This is a genomic window from Bacillus sp. B4EP4a, from assembly GCF_006680105.1.
Lineage (GTDB): Bacteria > Bacillota > Bacilli > Bacillales > DSM-1321 > Peribacillus > Peribacillus simplex_E.
Genome location: NZ_VHIK01000022.1, coordinates 124,017 through 142,547 on the forward strand (window position 1 = coordinate 124,017; position 18,531 = coordinate 142,547).

Consider the following 18,531-nt stretch of genomic DNA (forward strand, 5'->3'; position numbering starts at 1 on the left):
TTCAGTGTTATTACCTTGACAGCCCTTTAGTTAAGGGCTCATTTACAGCCCAATTCGGTTTCAGTCCTGTAAGAACTTGTTCCACTTGCATTGCTGCATGTACAGCCATGCGTATCGAGCCTTCCTTCGTCAAAGCCGCATTATGAGGACTGACAATCACATTATCCAATTTAAAAAGGGGATTCCATTTATCAGGAGGCTCAACTTCAAATACGTCTATTCCAGCGCCGGCAATCTGGCCCGCTTGCAAAGCATTTACTAAATCACTTTCCTTCACTACACCGCCCCTGGAAGCGTTTACAAAATAGGAAGAAGGTTTCATCCAGGAAAACTCACGGCTTCCTATTATCTCTTTTGTTGTTTTCGTTAACGGCAGATGCAGGCTAATAACATCAGAGTTTCTGAATACCCATTCTAAATCTGTTACTATCTCCAACTCCGAATTCATTCTGGCTGTAACATAGGGGTCGTAGCCAATCACTTTCATATCGAAGCCTTGGAAAGCCTTTTTTGCCAGTATTCTACCGATTCTCCCCAGTCCGATGATCCCCAAAGTCTTGCCTTCCAAGTCCATGCCAAAAAGTTGATTACGAATAGCAAAATTCCCGCTGCGCAGTTCTTTATCAGCCAAGCTTAAGTTTTTGGACAATGATAAAATTAATGCCATTACATGTTCAGCTACAGAATTCGCATTTGCCTCTGGGGTATTTGTTACATAAATGCCACGCTCTGTAGCAGCTTCGATATCAATATTGTCCAAGCCCACACCATACTTGGCAATCACTTTGAGGTTTTCAGCTGCTTGAATAACTTCTTTATTTATTACAGCCGTTGATCTCGTTAGTACTGCATCACAACCCTTGATTTCTTGCATAAGAATTTCTTGCGATAGATCAGACCCTACTTTAATCTTATAGCCTTTTTCAACTAAATAACTTTTCCCCTCTTTCTCAATATCTTGAGGAATATACACTAAATGACTCACCTTCACACCAACCTTTCATATTAACCTTGAAGGAAAAATCTTTCCTACTGCATTGTTATATATACAATTATTGTGCCAACATAAAAAACATCAGTTTATAAAGGAAAGAAGCCAATTAGTTCATATATTAAGACATAAATAAAGTTAACAAATTGTTTCAAAATGAATTAATTAGTTTCATTACGTTTCAATTTGTTTCAATATTCAAATTTTTCATCTTTCTCCATAAAGTCGTGCGACTCATCCCTAACTCAAAGGCAGCTTTTCCTTTATTAAAATTAACCTTAATTAACATTTGAACAATTCTTTCACGCTCGGATAAATGCATCCCAGGTGACATATCCATCTCTTCGTCTTGTTTCGACAGCTGTATTTTCTTTTTACTTCTATTGGGGAAATACAATTCAATATCGTACACATCAATTAACTTGTCTTTATAAAGAGCGCATAATCGCTCACAAAAATTTTGTAATTGGCGAATATTCCCTTCCCAATTCTCTTCGCTCAGCTTTTTCATGGCAGTATCCGTCATCTTAATTTGTTTTTGATCCGAATGACCTTTCTGAATAAAAGAATTCACCAATAACGGAATATCTTCTCTGCGTTCCCGAAGTGGTGGCAATACAAGGTCCAGTACACTCAAGCGATAATACAGATCCTCCCGAAAGTCATTGCTTTTCACCATTTGCATGAGGTCTTTGTTCGTTGCCGACACAATTCTCACATCAACCGGAATTACTTTATCATCACCGATGCGCATGATTTCCCGCTCTTGGAGGACACGTAGCAGCCGGCTTTGCATTTTTGGGGAGATTTCCCCTATTTCATCTAAAAAAATCGTACCTCTATGAGCCAGTTCAAAAAATCCTTGTTTTCCGCCTTTCATGGCTCCCGTGAAAGCTCCTTCTGCATATCCGAAAAGCTCACTTTCCAATAAATTTTCGGGAAGCGCCGCGCAATTAATGGCTACAAACGGGTTATTTTTCCGGTTGCTATGATTATGTATGCTTTGGGCGAATATTTCCTTGCCCGTTCCAGTTTCTCCAATTATAAGAATGTTTGAATCTACTTCACTATAACGTTGAGCTGTTTCAATCGTCCTCTTAATTTCGGGACTTCGATACAATATATCATCAAATGTGTACTTAGCCACATGTCCGCGTGAATGAAGTTTTCTAAAGAACTTCCCTTCCATCTCTTGAATGCGGGTAACATCCTGAAAGGCGACCATATCCCCCACTTTTTTACCTTTTAAAAATATCCCAACTTTTTTTACCGATAATTGAATCGATTGGTAAGCAACGGTATCTTTTTCGTATTCATCGTCGCTTAAAAGCATATTACGAAATTTCCCGGGCTTTATTATATCGTATATAGAATTTCCAATTAAGCTCCCCTTGGAAATGGATAATATCTCCTGAGCCGCCGTATTAAATACAGATATTTGTCCTTTTAAATCTATAGCAATAACCCCTTCATAGGCATAATTAAGAATCGTTTGGTAACGCTTGGTCTTCTCCTGTTCCCTTCTGCTGACAAGAGCCACTCTTTTTGCCTCAATCAACGCCTGCCGAAATGATTCCTTTCCAGTGTCAACAAGAATGGCTCCCAACCCTATCTCTTCAGCATATTTACAGGTACTTAAACCACTTAACACCACCTCACAGCCATCTCTGGCTGCCAAATCCACTAAACTGACTGAGGACTCGATATCATTTAATATATAGGACTGAATTGGCAAATCAACAATATCCGAAAGGTTCTCCACGCCATAAATCATGTTTAACGCTCCTATAACGGCCACTTTTTTACTGCCAAAACGTGCCTTGCAATCATACAGGGAACGAATGAGGTCAATACCTTGTACAGGTATATCAACGATTGGAATGAATTCATTGCTTTCTTTTAATAGTTTCGTGATTAATCCCCTTGAGATGATCACATCAGCATCCAGCTTCAACTTCCCAATCTTATCGGCATCCTCAACTACCTCCTCTAAAACAAACTTCACTGAACCGTTATCATTGTTGTCCGATTCTTCCAACTTGTTGAATTCCTCAAATCTTTCAAAAGCATCCGTAATATACCCTTTTCGAGGAACAACGAGTTTTATTTTTATCAAAACACCCACCTCCAACGTAAATCATTTTGGTTTAGCCGCAAAGGTTCTCTTTCAAAGCCGCAATAAGAAAGGTAATATCTTGAGTACAATTGAGACTTAAAAATAGTAATTCTGCATTTTATTTAGATATTAGAATTTAGAAAATGACTTTGAAAAATAAAAAACCCTTTATCGTGGGTTTTTTCATCATAAGGATTTCGATTGGTATTTAATATCATAATAGAATGGTCATCCAGGTCATCACATTAAAACTTGCTTTTCTTCACTAGAATACGCTTTTTAACATTATCATCAGTATAATGATTCTAAAGGTGAAAATCATCATGAAAATATCCACTTTAATTTCTTAAGTGGCATCGTCATCTACTTTATTTTCCATAATTCCCCTTCCTCTCTCGGTAATAGGACTATATTCCTTTAATTCTTCATACAAATGTGGAATTCCTTTTGATTTTATAGTTACTGACAATAAAATTAGTCTACAAACATATTAACCCCGTTCAGGAAATCCTGAACGGGGTTTTTCAATAAATATTATTTTGAGTTTTTGCGGGCATTGAGCAGTTATCAAACTTCGTAAATCTGTTCATTCAAGGTGGGTTTACTTACGAACTTAAAAAGGATCGGCGATGACAAGGATTTTCCCTGCTTTAATACCCTCCACATATTGTTCGACTTCGGCTTCCTCAAGTCCAATATCCAATAATGGCTTTCTCAATCCGCCTGCTCCCGATGCTGCCCCGGCTGCGGCTCCGCCAAAAGTGGCGAAAATCGGTCCTGCTGCCAATATTGGACCAATTCCTGGTACTGCCAATGCACTCATTCCAATAAGCAGACCTGTTAATCCGACAGCTCCGCCGGCTGCTGCCCCAGCTACTAATCCATCAGTCTTTGCCGGGCCGACTTCCTCGGCTTCACTAGGTAATTTATCAATGTTTTTTGCCACTACTGATATTTGATCGGATGTATATCCTTGTTCCTTTAAGTTTTCGACTGCTGAAGTCGCTTCATTTGCATTATCATATATTGCTATAAACCTCTTGTCCATGGTATCTGCTCCTTTAAAAGTAATGTATTATACAATACCCTTAATTGAGTTTTAATAACCTTCCATGAAAGAAATGAATTTCATTCCCGGATTTGCCCCTGGCCGTAAATGAAGTACTTGCTTGATGTTAATGCAGGTAAACCCATTGGTCCACGTGCATGCAGCTTTTGTGTCGAAATGCCGATTTCTGCGCCATAACCGAATTCAAAGCCGTCGGTAAAACGGGTGGAAGCATTGTGATAAACTGCTGCGGCATCTACTTTATTTAAAAATGCGGATGCGTTTTGTTCATCCCTCGTCAGGATTGCTTCAGAATGCTTGGTACCGTATCGGTTAATGTGTTCAATCGCATCGAATACACCTTTTACAGTTTTAACGCTGATTTTTAAAGCCAGGTACTCCGTTGACCAATCTTCCTCTGTAGCTGTTTTCGCTCTAGGGAAGGCGCTGCAAACCGCTTCATCTCCATATACTTCAATACCCTTTTCGTCCAGGAGTTCCAAAATACGCACACCATTTTCTTCAAACCATTTTTCATGAATTAGAAGCCCCTCGATAGCATTGCATACGGATGGACGCTGAGTTTTACCGTTTAAGACAATTTTCTCGACCATCGTGATATCTGCGGTCTGATCGATGAAGATATGGCAATTGCCTGCTCCTGTTTCAAGAACGGGAACAGTGGACTCCTTAATGACCGTTTCAATTAAATTCTTTCCGCCGCGTGGAATCAAAACATCTAAATACTCATTAAGATGAAAAAGTTCCTTAGCGGTTTCACGACTCGTATCCTCGATCAATTGAACAGCTTCTACAGGAATTTCCGTATTCTCTAATGCCTTATGAATGGATGAGACTAGTGCAATATTGGAGTTCTTGGCTGACGAACTGCCTCTTAATAGGACGGCATTCCCCGTTTTCAAGGACAATGTAGCTGCATCGATGGTCACGTTAGGCCTGGCTTCATAAATCATCCCGATTACACCGATCGGCACCCGTAACTTTTTAATTAATAAACCATTCTCTTTTTCGATCGTCTCCAATTGTTCCCCAACCGGATCATTTAAATCAATTAAAAGCATAATGGCCTCAGCCATGTCGTCAATACGGTTAATATTTAACATAATTCGATCCAATGTAGACTCATTGAAGCCTTTTTTCCTGCCTTCTTCCAGGTCCTTTTGATTTTCTTTTATCAAAAAATCTTTATCGATAATGAGTTGCTTAGCAATGTTTCCAAGTGCCTCGTTCTTTTGTTCCGTACTCAATCCTATTAACTGATAACTGGCTTTTTTGGCTGCCTTTCCTTTCGCCGTCACTTCACTCATTTCCAAATGCCCCCTTTTCCTTCACTTAAATTGATTTTTATGCTTTCACCCATTTATCGCGATGAATCACTTCTATGGAAGTGATCACAAGCTCGGATGTCCTCTTTCCCATCGCCTGCTTTAATTCTTCGTCGGAGTAAAGGACCTCACCCCGCCCCAATAATCCATTTGCACCAAAGACTTCGACAACATCCCCCTTATTGAAGACTCCTTTAATTTCATAAATTCCAGCTGGCAGCAGACTGCTGCCATTTGAAACTAAGGCCTTTTCGGCACCCTCATCAACGAAAATTTTCCCGGATACTTGTGAATGAAGGGATATCCATTGTTTGTTTTTCGTTACCGTCGTCAAGACATCATTCCCAATATACGTGCCATCACCTTTGCCTTCAAGGATTGTTAGAAGTTTATCACTCCCATAACCAGAACCAATGAATACTTTCACCCCTAGAGACAATGCAGTTTGCGCTGCAATCAGCTTAGATTTCATACCCCCGGTTCCGACATTTGATCCTGCACCTTCTGCCATTTGCAATAAATCCGCCGTTACTTCGGATAGCTTGTCAAATCGTTTCGCCCCTGGATTTGTCTGTGGATTGGAATCATAAAGCCCATTAATGTCCGTTAATATGATCAAGTTGGTGGCGTGGACCAGCCCGCTTACTAAGGCAGATAGCATATCATTATCACCAAAAGTCAACTCCTCGACCGATACTGTATCATTTTCATTAATAATCGGAAGGATGCCGCGTTCAAGCAATTCCATCAATGTCGCATATGCATTTTTATATCTATCTTTTTTCGAGAAATCTTTCCTTGTTAACAAAATCTGCGCAGGAACGATTCCAAAATGCCCCAATTGTTCCATATATGATTGAATCAATAGGCTTTGCCCGACCGCTGCAGCAGCTTGTTTCCCCTTGAGAGTGACAGGTCTCGTAGGATAGCCGAGCTTGCGAAAACCTGTTGCTACAGCACCTGATGAAACAAGGACAACTTCATGTCCCGCTTTCCTTAAAGCTGCCACTGCCTGGATATGATCGGAAAATTTATTTTGGTCGATTTCACCTTTTGTGTTGGTCAAAGAACTACTTCCTATCTTTACAACGATGCGTTTCTTTTCCATCGATTACTTCCTCCAATAAATATCTAAGACATGAAAAAAAGCCCTTTTCATCCTCGAAATAAGGACGAAAAGGGCTGCTCTCCGTGGTACCACCTTCATTGAATGCAAGTTCATGCATTCCACTCTGCCTGATAACGCCAGGATTTGCGCCTATGTTTTGCATAGGACTCAAGAAGCAGGTTCTGCGTTTTCCTGTCGCGGGTCTTCCAGCAATTGACGCCGCTCTCTGTCACAGTGATTCTCGCATACTAATCTTCTCTCAACGTTCATTGTTTTAATATAGTATGCAAAATTATCTGCTTGATGTCAATAACATTCCTACGATGAATAAACCTTATAACGCTATTGCCGGGCCGAAGAACTCATAGTGAATTTTATCCGTATCTATCCCCAGCTCATTTAGATAAGTAATGATGGCCTTCATGAAAGGAACAGGGCCACACACATAATAATCAGCTTCAGGTTTAACAAAACCGCTCAATAATTCCTTATCGATATACCCTTCCTTTTTAAAATTCGGCAGGTTCTTATCATCCTCACCCGGATTTTTAAAGACAAAGGATAATTGATAGCTGGTAAGCTTGTGGGCTAGTTCTGTCAGTTCCATTCTGAACGGCTGTAACCGACCATTATCGGAAGCATGAATGAATTGTACATCACGCTCAGGTGTTTGTTCAGCTATCGCATGGACCATACTCATGAAAGGTGTTATGCCAACGCCTCCGCTCAAGAATACTGCAGGTGTTCGTTTTTCCAAATCGATGGTGAAATCTCCTGCAGGAGCCGTTACGTCAATACTGTCACCAATCTGAATGGATTCATGCAAGTAGTTAGAGACCCTTCCATCAGGAGAGGTTCCCGGCTTTTCTTTTTTAACGGAAATCCGGAAATAATCTTTTCCCGGAACATCAGACAAGCTATATTGACGGTTGAATAAATAGCGTTCACCCGGTATCTCGATCCGAATGGTAATATATTGTCCAGGAAGAAATGATGGAACCTTCTCTCCATCTGATGGTTTTAAATAAAAGGATGTGATTACGTCACTTTCCGGTACTTTTTCCACCACTGTGAATCGTTTGAAATCAGACCATCCGCCGACCTGATTGGAAGCTTCGTCGTACATTTCCTTTTCAATGCTAATGAAAGCATCGGCAATGACCCCATAGGCCTCTCCCCAAGCTTGGAGGATTTCTTCTGTAGCTGAATCTTGTAACACTTCCTTGATTGCACCTAATAGAAATTCTCCAACAATGGGATAATGTTCGGCTTTAACGGCAAGACTTCTGTGTTTTTGTGCTATTTGCTTCACGGCAGGTATTATCGTTTCGAGTTGATCTATATATTTAGCTGCTGCCAAAACCGTGTTGGCTAGTGCATTTTGCTGGCGCCCCTTTTTTTGATTGGCGTGATTAAAAACATTTAATAATTCAGGATGTGCTTCGAAAAGATTTTTATAGAATACACTTGTGATTGTTGTACCATGCACTTCTAATACAGGTACGGTTGATTTGATAACATCAATAGTTTTTTGGGATAGCATAGGTAAACCCCTCTTCTTAAACAAGTATTTTAAATACATGTTTATATTAAAACCTAAATGCATTAAAAGCAATATATTTAATACATCTTTTTCAAATAATAAGTTTTCATGTTTATAAAATGTTCACATTTATGATATAGTCAAATGGGGATAGAATGTGAGGCGATAAACATGAGGTTGACGAGTTATTCCGATTACTCACTTAGAGTGTTGATTTACCTGGCTTCCCACGACCAAAGCAAATTATCAAGTATTAAAGAGATTTCTGAAGTTTATCAACTGTCTAAAAATCATTTGATGAAGATTGTTCATAATCTTGGAAAATTAGGCTATATTGAGACGATTCGTGGAAGAAATGGCGGATTTCGGCTTGCAAAATCACCCGCAGAAATAAATGTAGGGGAACTTGTACGGCGAACCGAGGAGGATTTTTATCTAGTGGAATGTTTTAAAGATCACGATAACTGTGTGATTTCTCCCGTTTGTTCATTGAAATTTGTTCTTAATAATGCCTTGGATGCTTTTCTAAAGGTCCTTGATCAATATACGATTGCAGACTTCAGCGAAAATAAAGTGATGCTCAAAACCTTTTTCGATTCGGTAAAGAAGAATGACGAAGAGCCCGATTTTTTATAATCGGGCTCTTTTTCATTAACCGAAGATTCGTTCGATCTGCCATTCCTTTTCCATTCGCAAATCCATGATTCCTGTACTGGTTTTCAATAAAACTTTAAGGCGATCGTATGGATTGATCATAGCGACCGTCTCGATTCGTTCATTAGTAAGCATGACTTCTTTTCCGACCAATGTGGCCATTAAACGATTTACAAATTCCAGCAGGATTTCCGGATTGAATTTACCGAACATGTCGCGGTTCATTTGCTCAATCACCTTATAAAACGGCATTTTACGTATATCTTGAAAGATGTTTTTCATTTGAAGAGAAGCTTCGTTGATTCTTTCATGAATCTTTACGTTAGGTTGTACATGATTCTCCGTTAAAGAAGATTCACCTTTTTTCAATTCTTCCATTATGAAATCAATTTCAGGTATGGTAAGAGGCGTATTCGCTTTAAATATTCAGCTTCCCTCTTCTATTTTTTCATTACTCTCACACTTTTCTCCATTTATTACCTATAATACCATATCCTTCATGCACTTGTGTCATAACGAAAGCATTTTTGGGCTCTTAAGATCGGTCACTAAGTTCATTTCCCAGGTGTTTTAATTTTTCACCAACCGTACATTCTGAAATACAGAACTGATGTGCATACGTCCGCCCTTTCTCTTTTCGAAAATGCTTTCGTAAAAAACAATCTTGGCAAAATGAAGAGAGAACATCTTCCACTTCTTCATATATTTTTTTCCTGTTCATTGTTGTTATGGCTCCTTTGACTCAGCAATTTCCATTTTGCTGAAAATGGCTTTTCCCTGCAGTGCAAGTGTTGCCAGGCGATCGGCTTCCTGGTTTTCCTTTCGAGAAATTGGCTTGCAGACAGGAATGATCTTTAATTTATCCAGTTTCGCTTCAATGCGGTCAAGCCATTTATTTAAGTTTTCTTCCATACAGGGCCATTCACCGGAAAGTTGATTTAAGACAACGAGAGAATCCCCTTTAAAGACACAGCTTTGATGGTGGATTCCAAGTTCTTCCATCTGCCTGACCGCTTCATGAAAGGCCGCATATTCCGCTTCATTATTGGATTCGAATTGCTCCAATTTCACATTGGTGCGTAACCGCCAGAACTTCTTACCTTGACGAAAATAAATGGCAACACCGATTCCTGCCACCTTTTCATCTTTTTGATAACCGCCATCAAAAAAAACAGTCACATCCTGCGGTTCTTCCTCAACTTCCGTCAGGAGTTTCTTTAGCTCCTTCTTTGTCCAAGTTGTATCGAATTCATCCTTGAACTCCACTTCTTTCAGCCTTCCTGCCTTTTCAAGATCTTCCGTAATGACCAGTGCAGTTCCGGCATCAAGCCAATCCGAAACGAAATCGGCAGATGGTTTTTTTGAAGCATGATATGTCCATTGCATAATTACCTTCAAAGATTTCCAGCTCCTTATCCATTCACCATTCATGCAGAACAGCTAACAATTTTCATACCTTTTTTTCGTCTTACCCTTTATAATATATTGTAAGCATTTGTATCGCTTTTTTTAATTATAGTTCCCAGATCAGCCTGAAATTCTCATGTTTCAATCTTTATTTTATATGAAACGTTTTATTATCATAGCATATTGACAGTTAAACTCGAGGAGGAGCACATCTTGATCGAAGTGTATATTGATGGTGCCAGTGCAGGCAATCCAGGGCCGAGCGGCGCAGGTGTTTTCATAAATAATAATGGTGTGGTCGAGCGGCATGCCTTTCCGCTTGGAAATATGGAAAACCATGAAGCGGAGTACCATGCTTTAATCAAAGCATTGGAAATTTGTGTAGCCAATAAGTATCAAATCGTTTCTTTTCGTACTGACTCCCAAGCCATCAACCAGGCCATTGAAAAAAGATTTGCAAAGAATAAGTATGCCATTTTGTTGGAACGGGCGCTAAAGCTTTCCGATGAGCTTGAATTATTTTTCATGAAATGGATTCCAAATCTCGAAAACAAGTCCGCGGATGAGTTGGCGAGACGAGCCATTCGATTGAATAAGTCTGAGGAAATTCATGAACAAGACAGCTGATTTTTCGTTATTATTCGTTGTATTCATCTGGGGTGTAACTTTTGTCATGGTCCAAAACGCCCTATCTTTTCTAGACCCCTTCACGTTTAATGCGGTCCGTTTCTTCATGGCGTTCGTTTTCTTGCTCATCCCTTATATATCGACTTTACACAAAAAAGGGAAAACTTGGAACAAGGGTCTTTTAATAGCTGGGTTTCATATTGGGGTTTGGCTTTTTCTGGGGTATGGGCTTCAAACGATCGGATTGAATTATACAACTCCTGCGAAGACAGGCTTTATAACAGGATTAAGTGTCATTATGGTACCCGTGTTTTCCCTGCTGCTTTTAAAACATAGGCTTTCCCGCAATACAATAATAGGTGTCGCAGCCGCAACCATCGGGCTTTATTTAATGACTTTCGCTGACCGCTCCAATTTGAATATCGGTGATTTACTGGTATTTTTATGCGCAATCAGTTTTGCCATGCAGATCATTACAACCGCTAGATATGCCAAGACCTTACCCGCTTTACCTTTGACGCTGATTCAGGTTTCCACCGTATCCTTATTATCATTTGTTTCAGCCTTCATTTTCAAAGAGAATCATTCCGTCATCTTCAGCTCGGAGGTCATGTTACAGAAGGACGTATGGACTGCTTTATTGGTTACGGCAGCCCTTGCCACTGCGTTCGCCTTTTTTGCACAAACCTTCTTCCAAGCCTATACGACACCTACAAGAGTGGCGCTTATCTTTTCAATGGAACCGGTTTTTGCCGCGTTATCCTCATACATATTGATAGGGGAAAAATTGACTGCCGCCTCCATCATCGGCTGCGCATTCATATTCTTGGGGATGATTTTCGCTGAACTGCCTGTTAAGAAAAAGAAAACCGTGACACAGGACTTTTCTTGAAAAGGCCAATAAAATAAATCGGACTTCCAGTTACGAAGTCCGATTTATTTTAGCAGCCCCTGTTCTTTTGCAAAAGATACCGCTGCACTACGCGTTTCAATGCCATTTTGTTTTAAGTTTTCCAAAAAGGAGATATAAAAGCTGCCATCAAAGTTCTTTTGTACCTTCAATGTCAATTCTATTGCTGCATTGACTAAAATATCACTCGCATCCGTGTAGCGCTTACCAAAATAAATAAAACCAATAGCGTCATTACCAAAAGTGAATCCCTTACCCTCTAAAAAACTAACATACTCTTCAGTTGACTTCGCCACTTTTGCATCCACTCCATACTTCATGCCTTATTTTCATCTTACCGTATATCATAGATTTTGACTATCCATTTTTCGACAAAAAAATCACCATACAAAATAAAAGAGCTCCCATTGGAAGCTCCGCTTATAGTATTAAATCATTCGCAGTAAAGCCCTGAATTCATGATCCCTAGCCAGATTTTTGACCTTCTCGCGATCATACTGATAGACCGCATCGTCCAAAGAACATGAAATTGGTACATCACATTTTATTTCTGCTAGCTTTCTGGATAAATGAAGCATATCGACGGCGGATTCAATTTTAGCCCGCTGCCCGTTCGTCAATGAAGCAACATTTTCAAGAATACCTTCGATACTTTGATACTGGATCAATAATTTCAACGCAGTCTTCTCCCCAATTCCTTTAACTCCGGGATAGTTATCAGCTGTATCACCCATTAAAGCTTTTAAATCGATCATTTGTCTTGGTGTGATACCTTTCCATTCAAAAAAGCTATCGGGATTATGAACTTCATAGTTACCATATCCTTTTTTTAACAATAGCACGGAAATGTTTTCATCTATTAACTGAAGCATATCTTGATCGCCAGTCAATATACCCACCCGGCTATGTTGGGCAGATGCCTTGGCAATTGTCCCGATACAGTCATCCGCCTCATATCCAGAGAGCCCTATGTTAGGGATATCAAATGCTTCCACCGCTTGTTTCGCTAGGCCGAATTGAGGGATCATTTCGACTGGAGCTTCTGATCGATTAGCCTTGTATCCATCAAATAATTCATTTCTGAAAGTCTTGCTGCCCATATCCCAACACACCGCTACATGACTAGGTGAAAAGTGATTCACCGCCGTCAGCATATGCTTCAAAAAACCTTGAACGGCATTAGTCGGGATGCCTTTTGAGTTAATCATGAATTGACCAGTAACTGCCGTTGCATAAAAAGCTCTAAATAAAAGCGCCATCCCATCGACAAGCATAAAGGAAGGATGCTGCTCGTTTTCTTTCATTAACACATTATCACCTCTATCATGATGTACTTCCATTTTAACATAACTGTCCCCTTTTTTAAGGATCGTTTAATTGGAAAAAATATTATTCAATTGGATTATCATCATACGAGATCCAGTCACTGAAACTGCCAATATAAATCTTCACATCTTTAAAGCCAGCTTCTTTCAGGGCGATATAATTGGGTGATGCCGTTACACCTGAACCGCAGTACACAATGATTTCCTTATCCTTACCGATGCCTGTAAAACTCGACTGAAGATCTTCCTTCTTTTTAAAATAGCCATTTTCGAGAACGTTCGTCCACACCTTATTTACTGCACCAGGTATATGTCCGGCTTTTTTATCAATCGGTTCCTCGATTCCCTCGTAGCGCTTAGATTCCCTTGAATCCATTAATACGAGATCGTCAGGCCTATTCATAGTGTAATCCTTCACTGTTTGAAAAGATGCAAAAACGGACTCATTTAAATCGATATGATATTCTGTTGGCACATATTTCGTTTGATTCGAGTCAATTGGATAGCCATTATCCCTCCAGGCGCGAAAGCCCCCGTTAAGAACAAAAACTTTCTGATGCCCAAGATAGCTGAGCAGCCAGACAAACCTGGAAGCAAAAGAACCTTCCCCGCCATCATAAGCAATAAGTACCGTATCATTGGTTATTCCATTTGATTCCAGTTTATTTTTAAAGGTTTCCAGGTCAGGAAGAGGATGTCTTCCGCCATGTTCTTGAACCTGCCCCGATAAGTCCTTTTCAAGATCGAAATAAACAGCGCCGGAAATATGGTCTTTTTTGTATTCATTATACCCCGCATCAGGAGAGCCTAGCTGAAAGCGGCAGTCACAAATTCTGATATCTTGAGAATTCAACATCGGCAACAGCTCTTCTTTTTCAAAAATAAAACTCATCTGAAAAACCCCCTATTCCAAAATGGTCCAAATTAATTCATTAAGCTCCGTTTCCATCTTCTTTCCTTGATGTAGCCTAGTTATCTCATTCTTTAAGGAAAGTGATTTCCCTTCTATTATCGAAAGATTCTTTTCACTTTCATTGTTGCTTATATATTCCTCCATTTGTTTTGCTTTAAATATCCGGGTAATCCTGTCTTTCAATTCTTGATCAATTGAAACCAAATCAAGTAATTCCCATACCGACAAAGGTGGCAGCGAACCCAGTTGGATTATATATTCAAGGATTAAATACGAACGGTATACTTGTACCCATGTTTTTAGTTCTTTTCTTTCGGCCCCCCTTGTTTTTGTCAATTGTTGAAGATTGTCGCTCATCATCCGATAGTAATGGTGCCCCAGTGCCTTTTTGGAATAGCAATCAGCTATCAATCGATTCATCTTCCTATAATAATCCGGATGCGTAATCAACTTGATTCGCGACTGAAATAATTCAAATAGAGCAGGGTTACTTTTTAAGATAAGACGTGATGATTTAAATAAATCCCAGCCTTCCATGTCAAATAGGTATTCTTTCATTTGAATGACTTCAACTGGCTGACTCAAGCTAAGGTATGAACGCTTATCATTATGAACATATATAAACCGAACATCGTAATCTGATTGGCCGGATGATAAACCAAAAGAATGGCTGCCAGTAACAGCAGCCATCAAAATGGTCATATCCTCTTTCTTTTCCAGGTATCTCAATCGTGAAATAAGGTTTTCTTTCATGAACGAGACCTCGTTTCTATTTTGAATGCATTTTAGCCAATTCCGCTACGGCATTTTCATAATACGGTAAATCGACCGTTTCCTCCAATGCTACACGTAAACCTGCAAAGATATCCGATATTTCCGTCTTAAACTCTTTTTGAATCGCAAGTAACTCTTGATCGAGGACTTCATTATACATTTCGAAAATCCGTCCGCCCTGTTCTTTTACATATAAAAGGGCAGGATCATCCAAACGCTTCTGAAGCCCTTCGCTCATTTTCGCTTTTTCATTTTTTTCAAAGAAAGATTTTGGATTCTTAAATAATGCCAATTCCTTTTTGAATTCCCCCGTATCTAATTGGGCAAAAGCTCCTGTAAATTCAAGGGACTCCCTCTCATTAGGTTCATATGGCTGTAATGAAAGGTTTCTTCTTATTTTTTGCATTTGCAAAAGCAAACTGCTTTGTTTCTCATTCAGTAATTTATTTACGAACATTTCCGTCCTTAAAGCCGTTGCCCGCATTTCCTGGGCAAGGTCAAAGCCTAAAGCATCCAATAAGTTCTTCATAGATTGCTTGAGGACAATTTTCAGATCGCCTCCATCATCTTTTAAAACAGCCGGATTGAACGATTCTTTGAAGAAATCATTAAACCGGAAGAAGACCCGTTGTTTACTATAAAAAGTCAATTCGTCTATCTCTTTTTTCAAACGTTGCTTTTCGGCATCCCCTTTAATGACTGAGAGCAGTTCTGAAATGGACTGTGCCTCATGAGAAAGGGTCTCCAGTGCATTTCGTTTCGCTTTCTCATCCTGCCTTGAAGCTGTAATTACATCTCGTAGCAGTTCTTCGGTTCTTTTTACAGCAGCTTGAGCCGATTCAATTGCAAGCCCCGTTAAATCGTTTTCTATGAAAGAATCGAATTGACCTTGGAATTCCGAGATTCCGCTATTAGGAAGGAACGAATGCTTAAATGAACCAGGCGTTTGTTTTTCCATCAATGCTCCCTTACTCGTAAGCGGGAACAGTTTTGGAAAACGGATTCCGAATCCATTCAATTGATCTGTGACATAATCCATCACTTCGTCCAATTCGTCAGTGGTTTGTGCCAGATCGACGGCATTGACGATGAAAAACATCTTATCCATAGCGAAAGAATCTTTCACACGTCCAAGTTGTATCAAGAACTCCCTGTCTGCCCGTGAAAATGGGTGATTATAATAGGTCACAAATAGGATGGCGTCCGAATTCTTAATATATTCGAAAGCTGCTCCTGTATGTCGTGCATTTATTGAATCGGCCCCAGGTGTGTCAACAAGGACCATCCCCTGCTTAGTCATTTCACAGTCATAACGCAATTCAATCAGATCAACAAGACATGACTTGGACTCTTCTGCAGCAAAACGTTTAAATCCTTCAAGATCTACCGTAACCACATTTCCTAAATCATTTTGGTGCTCCGGCAGCCCTTGATGAAAAGCCCTTAGAAAGGATAAATGCGTTTTCCCCTTATCAACTTCCCCCGCCTTGGCAATGATTTGTCCTGCCAGTTGAAGTGCTTCATCTAGAGTTTTTGCCGATTTATCAAAAGCTGCCAAGGCCAGGCTTACATCTTCCAACAGCATTGCTTCCGTCTTTAATTTGACGGTTGCCGTTCCATGTGGATGCTCAGCGTCTGAAGACATGATTTTGTTGATTGCGGCAGTTGTTGGATTTGGTGAAACAGGAAGGACGCTTTCTCCCATCAACGCATTGGCAAAGGAAGATTTACCAGCACTGAATGCACCGAAAAGCGCAACCGTGAACGTCTGCTGTTCCAAGCGATTTGCCTTCTCTTTCAATTCTTTATAAAGTGATTGAAACCCTCTCAAAGGTTGAATTAGCTTGGCAGCCTGTTGTAAACTCGTTGCAGTCTCCATCAGCTTTTCTTTTCCGCGTAAATCAGTAGCATCAGATGAAGAAACAGTCACGGAAGGTACAGCTTCCTTGTTTTCTTTATCATGATCCGTTTCAAGTTGTTCGTTGACGGACCTTGAATTACTTCCTGTATCGGTTTTCATGATTTTGACTGTAATATTTTTTTCCTCTTCATTCCATTGAGTTAAAAGCATATCGATATCGCGCTCATCGACTAATGATTCAGTTTGATGAGCAATGGCTTCTAATCGTTCCGTTTGGTACTCGATTTCCGCGTTCATCGCAGCAGTAACTTTAAGGGCTTCCGCAAATTCGGAAAAACCTTCAAGTTCCTTATCGATGGATATGGACTGCTGTTCTACTATCCCTTCCATAACGGTAACCATATTATTCAAAAATCCTTCTGATACATCACGTGCTTTCTTTTTGATGGCTGATGCCAAGTCATTCGTATAGTTTAAAACGTATTCACCCGTAATATCTACTTGAGGCTTCAAAGAGTTTTTTATGTAAGATTCCGTTACCTCGATCTGAAGTGCCTGAGCCTTACTTTCAAGTGTTGAATCATGAATCTCCGCTTGGTTAAGCGTTTTAACGGCTAGTTCTTTAAGATGCCATTCAAGCTGGGTCTTCACCTTTTCTTGTAAATCGGTCAAAAACGCCTTAATACGTGCCTCACGTTCGGCATCCGTTTTTTTCTTGGCAAATAATAGACCCATTTTAAAGTCCGGCTGAGCCGATTCCAAGAAAGATTTACCTAGGTCCCGTGTTGCCGCGGGCATGATGTATGCACCTTTCAAAATGGTTTCTAATGCATCAGCATATTGGACCTTGATTTCCTCTATACGTCCAGTTAATGATTTTTTTTCCTTCAATAGGCTGTCCACCTGATTCGTCAGGTGTATTCGCTCTTCATATGGAAGTTCTGATAATACTTCAAAATCATCGGCATGTTCCTCTTCATACTGCTCTTTCAGCCAATTAAGATGCCTTTCGACCAGGGCATTAGCCGATTGCATGATGGCATCTTTCCCATCATTTAGACCTTTGCCCGCAATATCAGATATGAATTGCTTGACCACTTCTATTTCATTTTCAGGATTGTTCAAGTCTCTTACGGATGTATAAAAAATACCATCAGGATATACATTCCAGTTCGCAAATGCCTCAGAAACGGAAAGCTTGAAGTCTTGAAAGCTAAGCTCGTTCTCATCATGCTTATCGATCATATTGATAATTAAGTATGTCGGTTTTTCAGCCTCTAACAATTCTTTCGTGAATAGGAAGTTCACTTCTGATTGGACGTGATTGTAGTCCATGACATAGAATACTACATCAGCTAGATGCAAGGCAGATTCCGTAGAAACTCTATGTGCATCGTCTGTCGAATCAATTCCTGGCGTATCCATGATCGCGCATGAATCCGGCAGTGAAAAATCATTGGAACTTATCATTATTGCCGATACTGAATCTCCATCCTTGGCAAATTTCTTGACCTCTTTAAAATCATAAGGTGCAGGAAATAAGACTGGTGGTTGATGATGGTAAAAGACTTTGGCATAGTCTTCCCCTTTTTGGACTTTTACCGTATTTGCACTTGTTGGAATCGGGCTTGAAGGCAATACTTGATCACCGAGGAAAAAGTTGATCATACTAGATTTCCCCGCTGAAAAATGCCCGCAAAAAGCAATGATGAACTCTTCATTATTCACTTTCATGATTAACTGTTTTAGTTTATCCGCATTTCCTGTATCACCTGCCGATTGAAATTTCTCATACATGGCAGTCAAAATCCCCAATTTGGACTGTTGCTTTAATGTTTCTTGAATCATGAATCCATACCCCTTAATCTATCGTCATTTTGATATTCTTATTGTAAACGATTTCGTTTG

At 39.9% G+C, this 18,531-nt stretch carries 17 protein-coding genes; 3 read left to right on the forward strand and 14 right to left on the reverse strand.

Features of this window, described 5'->3' with window-relative positions; translation table 11 throughout:
• Nucleotides 1-10: 10 nt before the first annotated feature.
• From FNK51_RS12355 to hmpA, 6 genes are all read right to left on the reverse strand, one after another.
• Nucleotides 11-973, reverse strand: a complete 963-nt coding sequence (locus tag FNK51_RS12355) for a hydroxyacid dehydrogenase (protein WP_286178674.1) — start codon at nt 971-973, stop codon at nt 11-13.
• Nucleotides 974-1,172: 199 nt separating this feature from the next.
• Entirely contained in the window at nt 1,173-3,107 is a 1,935-nt protein-coding gene (locus FNK51_RS12360; RefSeq protein WP_181762248.1) for a sigma 54-interacting transcriptional regulator, read from the reverse strand.
• A 613-nt stretch (nt 3,108-3,720) separates the two neighbouring features.
• Nucleotides 3,721-4,155 (reverse strand): general stress protein, encoded by a 435-nt coding sequence (locus FNK51_RS12365; protein ID WP_141993521.1) that lies wholly within the window; start codon nt 4,153-4,155, stop codon nt 3,721-3,723.
• A gap of 80 nt (nt 4,156-4,235) precedes the next feature.
• The gene (locus FNK51_RS12370; protein ID WP_141993522.1) at nt 4,236-5,483 is read right to left on the reverse strand and encodes a glutamate-5-semialdehyde dehydrogenase; all 1,248 of its coding nucleotides are present in this window, start codon (nt 5,481-5,483) and stop codon (nt 4,236-4,238) included.
• 37 nt (nt 5,484-5,520) lie between these two features.
• Complete coding sequence (gene proB, locus FNK51_RS12375; protein WP_098370710.1) at nt 5,521-6,609, reverse strand: glutamate 5-kinase; 1,089 nt, start codon at nt 6,607-6,609, stop codon at nt 5,521-5,523.
• Between the two features lie 334 nt (nt 6,610-6,943).
• Complete coding sequence (hmpA, locus tag FNK51_RS12380) at nt 6,944-8,152, reverse strand: NO-inducible flavohemoprotein (RefSeq protein ID WP_141993523.1); 1,209 nt, start codon at nt 8,150-8,152, stop codon at nt 6,944-6,946.
• Between the two features lie 171 nt (nt 8,153-8,323).
• Here hmpA and FNK51_RS12385 point away from each other — a divergent pair, with 171 nt between their 5' ends.
• Nucleotides 8,324-8,788, forward strand: coding sequence for an RrF2 family transcriptional regulator (locus FNK51_RS12385; RefSeq protein WP_141993524.1), 465 nt, complete (start codon nt 8,324-8,326; stop codon nt 8,786-8,788).
• Nucleotides 8,789-8,803: 15 nt separating this feature from the next.
• On the opposite strand, the gene FNK51_RS12390 is transcribed toward FNK51_RS12385, so the two are convergent.
• From FNK51_RS12390 to FNK51_RS12400, 3 genes are all read right to left on the reverse strand, one after another.
• A complete protein-coding gene (locus FNK51_RS12390) occupies nt 8,804-9,184 on the reverse strand; it encodes a hypothetical protein (RefSeq protein WP_141993525.1) in 381 nt (126 codons plus the stop codon).
• A 157-nt stretch (nt 9,185-9,341) separates the two neighbouring features.
• Nucleotides 9,342-9,527: a zinc-finger domain-containing protein gene (locus FNK51_RS12395; protein ID WP_141993526.1), complete on the reverse strand. Its 186-nt coding sequence runs from the start codon at nt 9,525-9,527 to the stop codon at nt 9,342-9,344.
• Nucleotides 9,528-9,532: 5 nt separating this feature from the next.
• The gene (locus FNK51_RS12400) at nt 9,533-10,204 is read right to left on the reverse strand and encodes a reverse transcriptase-like protein (protein ID WP_286178681.1); all 672 of its coding nucleotides are present in this window, start codon (nt 10,202-10,204) and stop codon (nt 9,533-9,535) included.
• A gap of 222 nt (nt 10,205-10,426) precedes the next feature.
• Between FNK51_RS12400 and FNK51_RS12405 the strand changes: the two genes are divergently transcribed.
• Both FNK51_RS12405 and FNK51_RS12410 read left to right on the forward strand, forming a co-directional pair.
• Nucleotides 10,427-10,840 (forward strand): reverse transcriptase-like protein, encoded by a 414-nt coding sequence (locus FNK51_RS12405; RefSeq protein WP_098370715.1) that lies wholly within the window; start codon nt 10,427-10,429, stop codon nt 10,838-10,840.
• A complete protein-coding gene (locus tag FNK51_RS12410) occupies nt 10,824-11,732 on the forward strand; it encodes a DMT family transporter (protein WP_141993527.1) in 909 nt (302 codons plus the stop codon). Before FNK51_RS12405 ends, FNK51_RS12410 begins: the two co-directional genes overlap by 17 nt.
• 44 nt (nt 11,733-11,776) lie before the next feature.
• Here FNK51_RS12410 and FNK51_RS12415 read toward each other — a convergent pair whose 3' ends face one another.
• The 5 genes from FNK51_RS12415 to FNK51_RS12435 form a co-directional block, all read right to left on the reverse strand.
• Entirely contained in the window at nt 11,777-12,058 is a 282-nt protein-coding gene (locus tag FNK51_RS12415) for a DUF6123 family protein (RefSeq protein ID WP_260398150.1), read from the reverse strand.
• A gap of 120 nt (nt 12,059-12,178) precedes the next feature.
• Nucleotides 12,179-13,054 carry a 5'-3' exonuclease gene (locus FNK51_RS12420; RefSeq protein WP_098370839.1) on the reverse strand — a complete coding sequence of 292 codons (876 nt, stop codon included), beginning with the start codon at nt 13,052-13,054 and terminating at the stop codon, nt 12,179-12,181.
• Between the two features lie 85 nt (nt 13,055-13,139).
• Nucleotides 13,140-13,967, reverse strand: a complete 828-nt coding sequence (locus FNK51_RS12425; protein WP_141993528.1) for a sulfurtransferase — start codon at nt 13,965-13,967, stop codon at nt 13,140-13,142.
• 12 nt (nt 13,968-13,979) lie between these two features.
• Nucleotides 13,980-14,741, reverse strand: coding sequence for a DNA polymerase beta superfamily protein (locus FNK51_RS12430; protein WP_141993529.1), 762 nt, complete (start codon nt 14,739-14,741; stop codon nt 13,980-13,982).
• 16 nt (nt 14,742-14,757) lie between these two features.
• A complete protein-coding gene (locus tag FNK51_RS12435) occupies nt 14,758-18,471 on the reverse strand; it encodes a dynamin family protein (protein WP_141993530.1) in 3,714 nt (1,237 codons plus the stop codon).
• Nucleotides 18,472-18,531 lie beyond the last annotated feature (60 nt).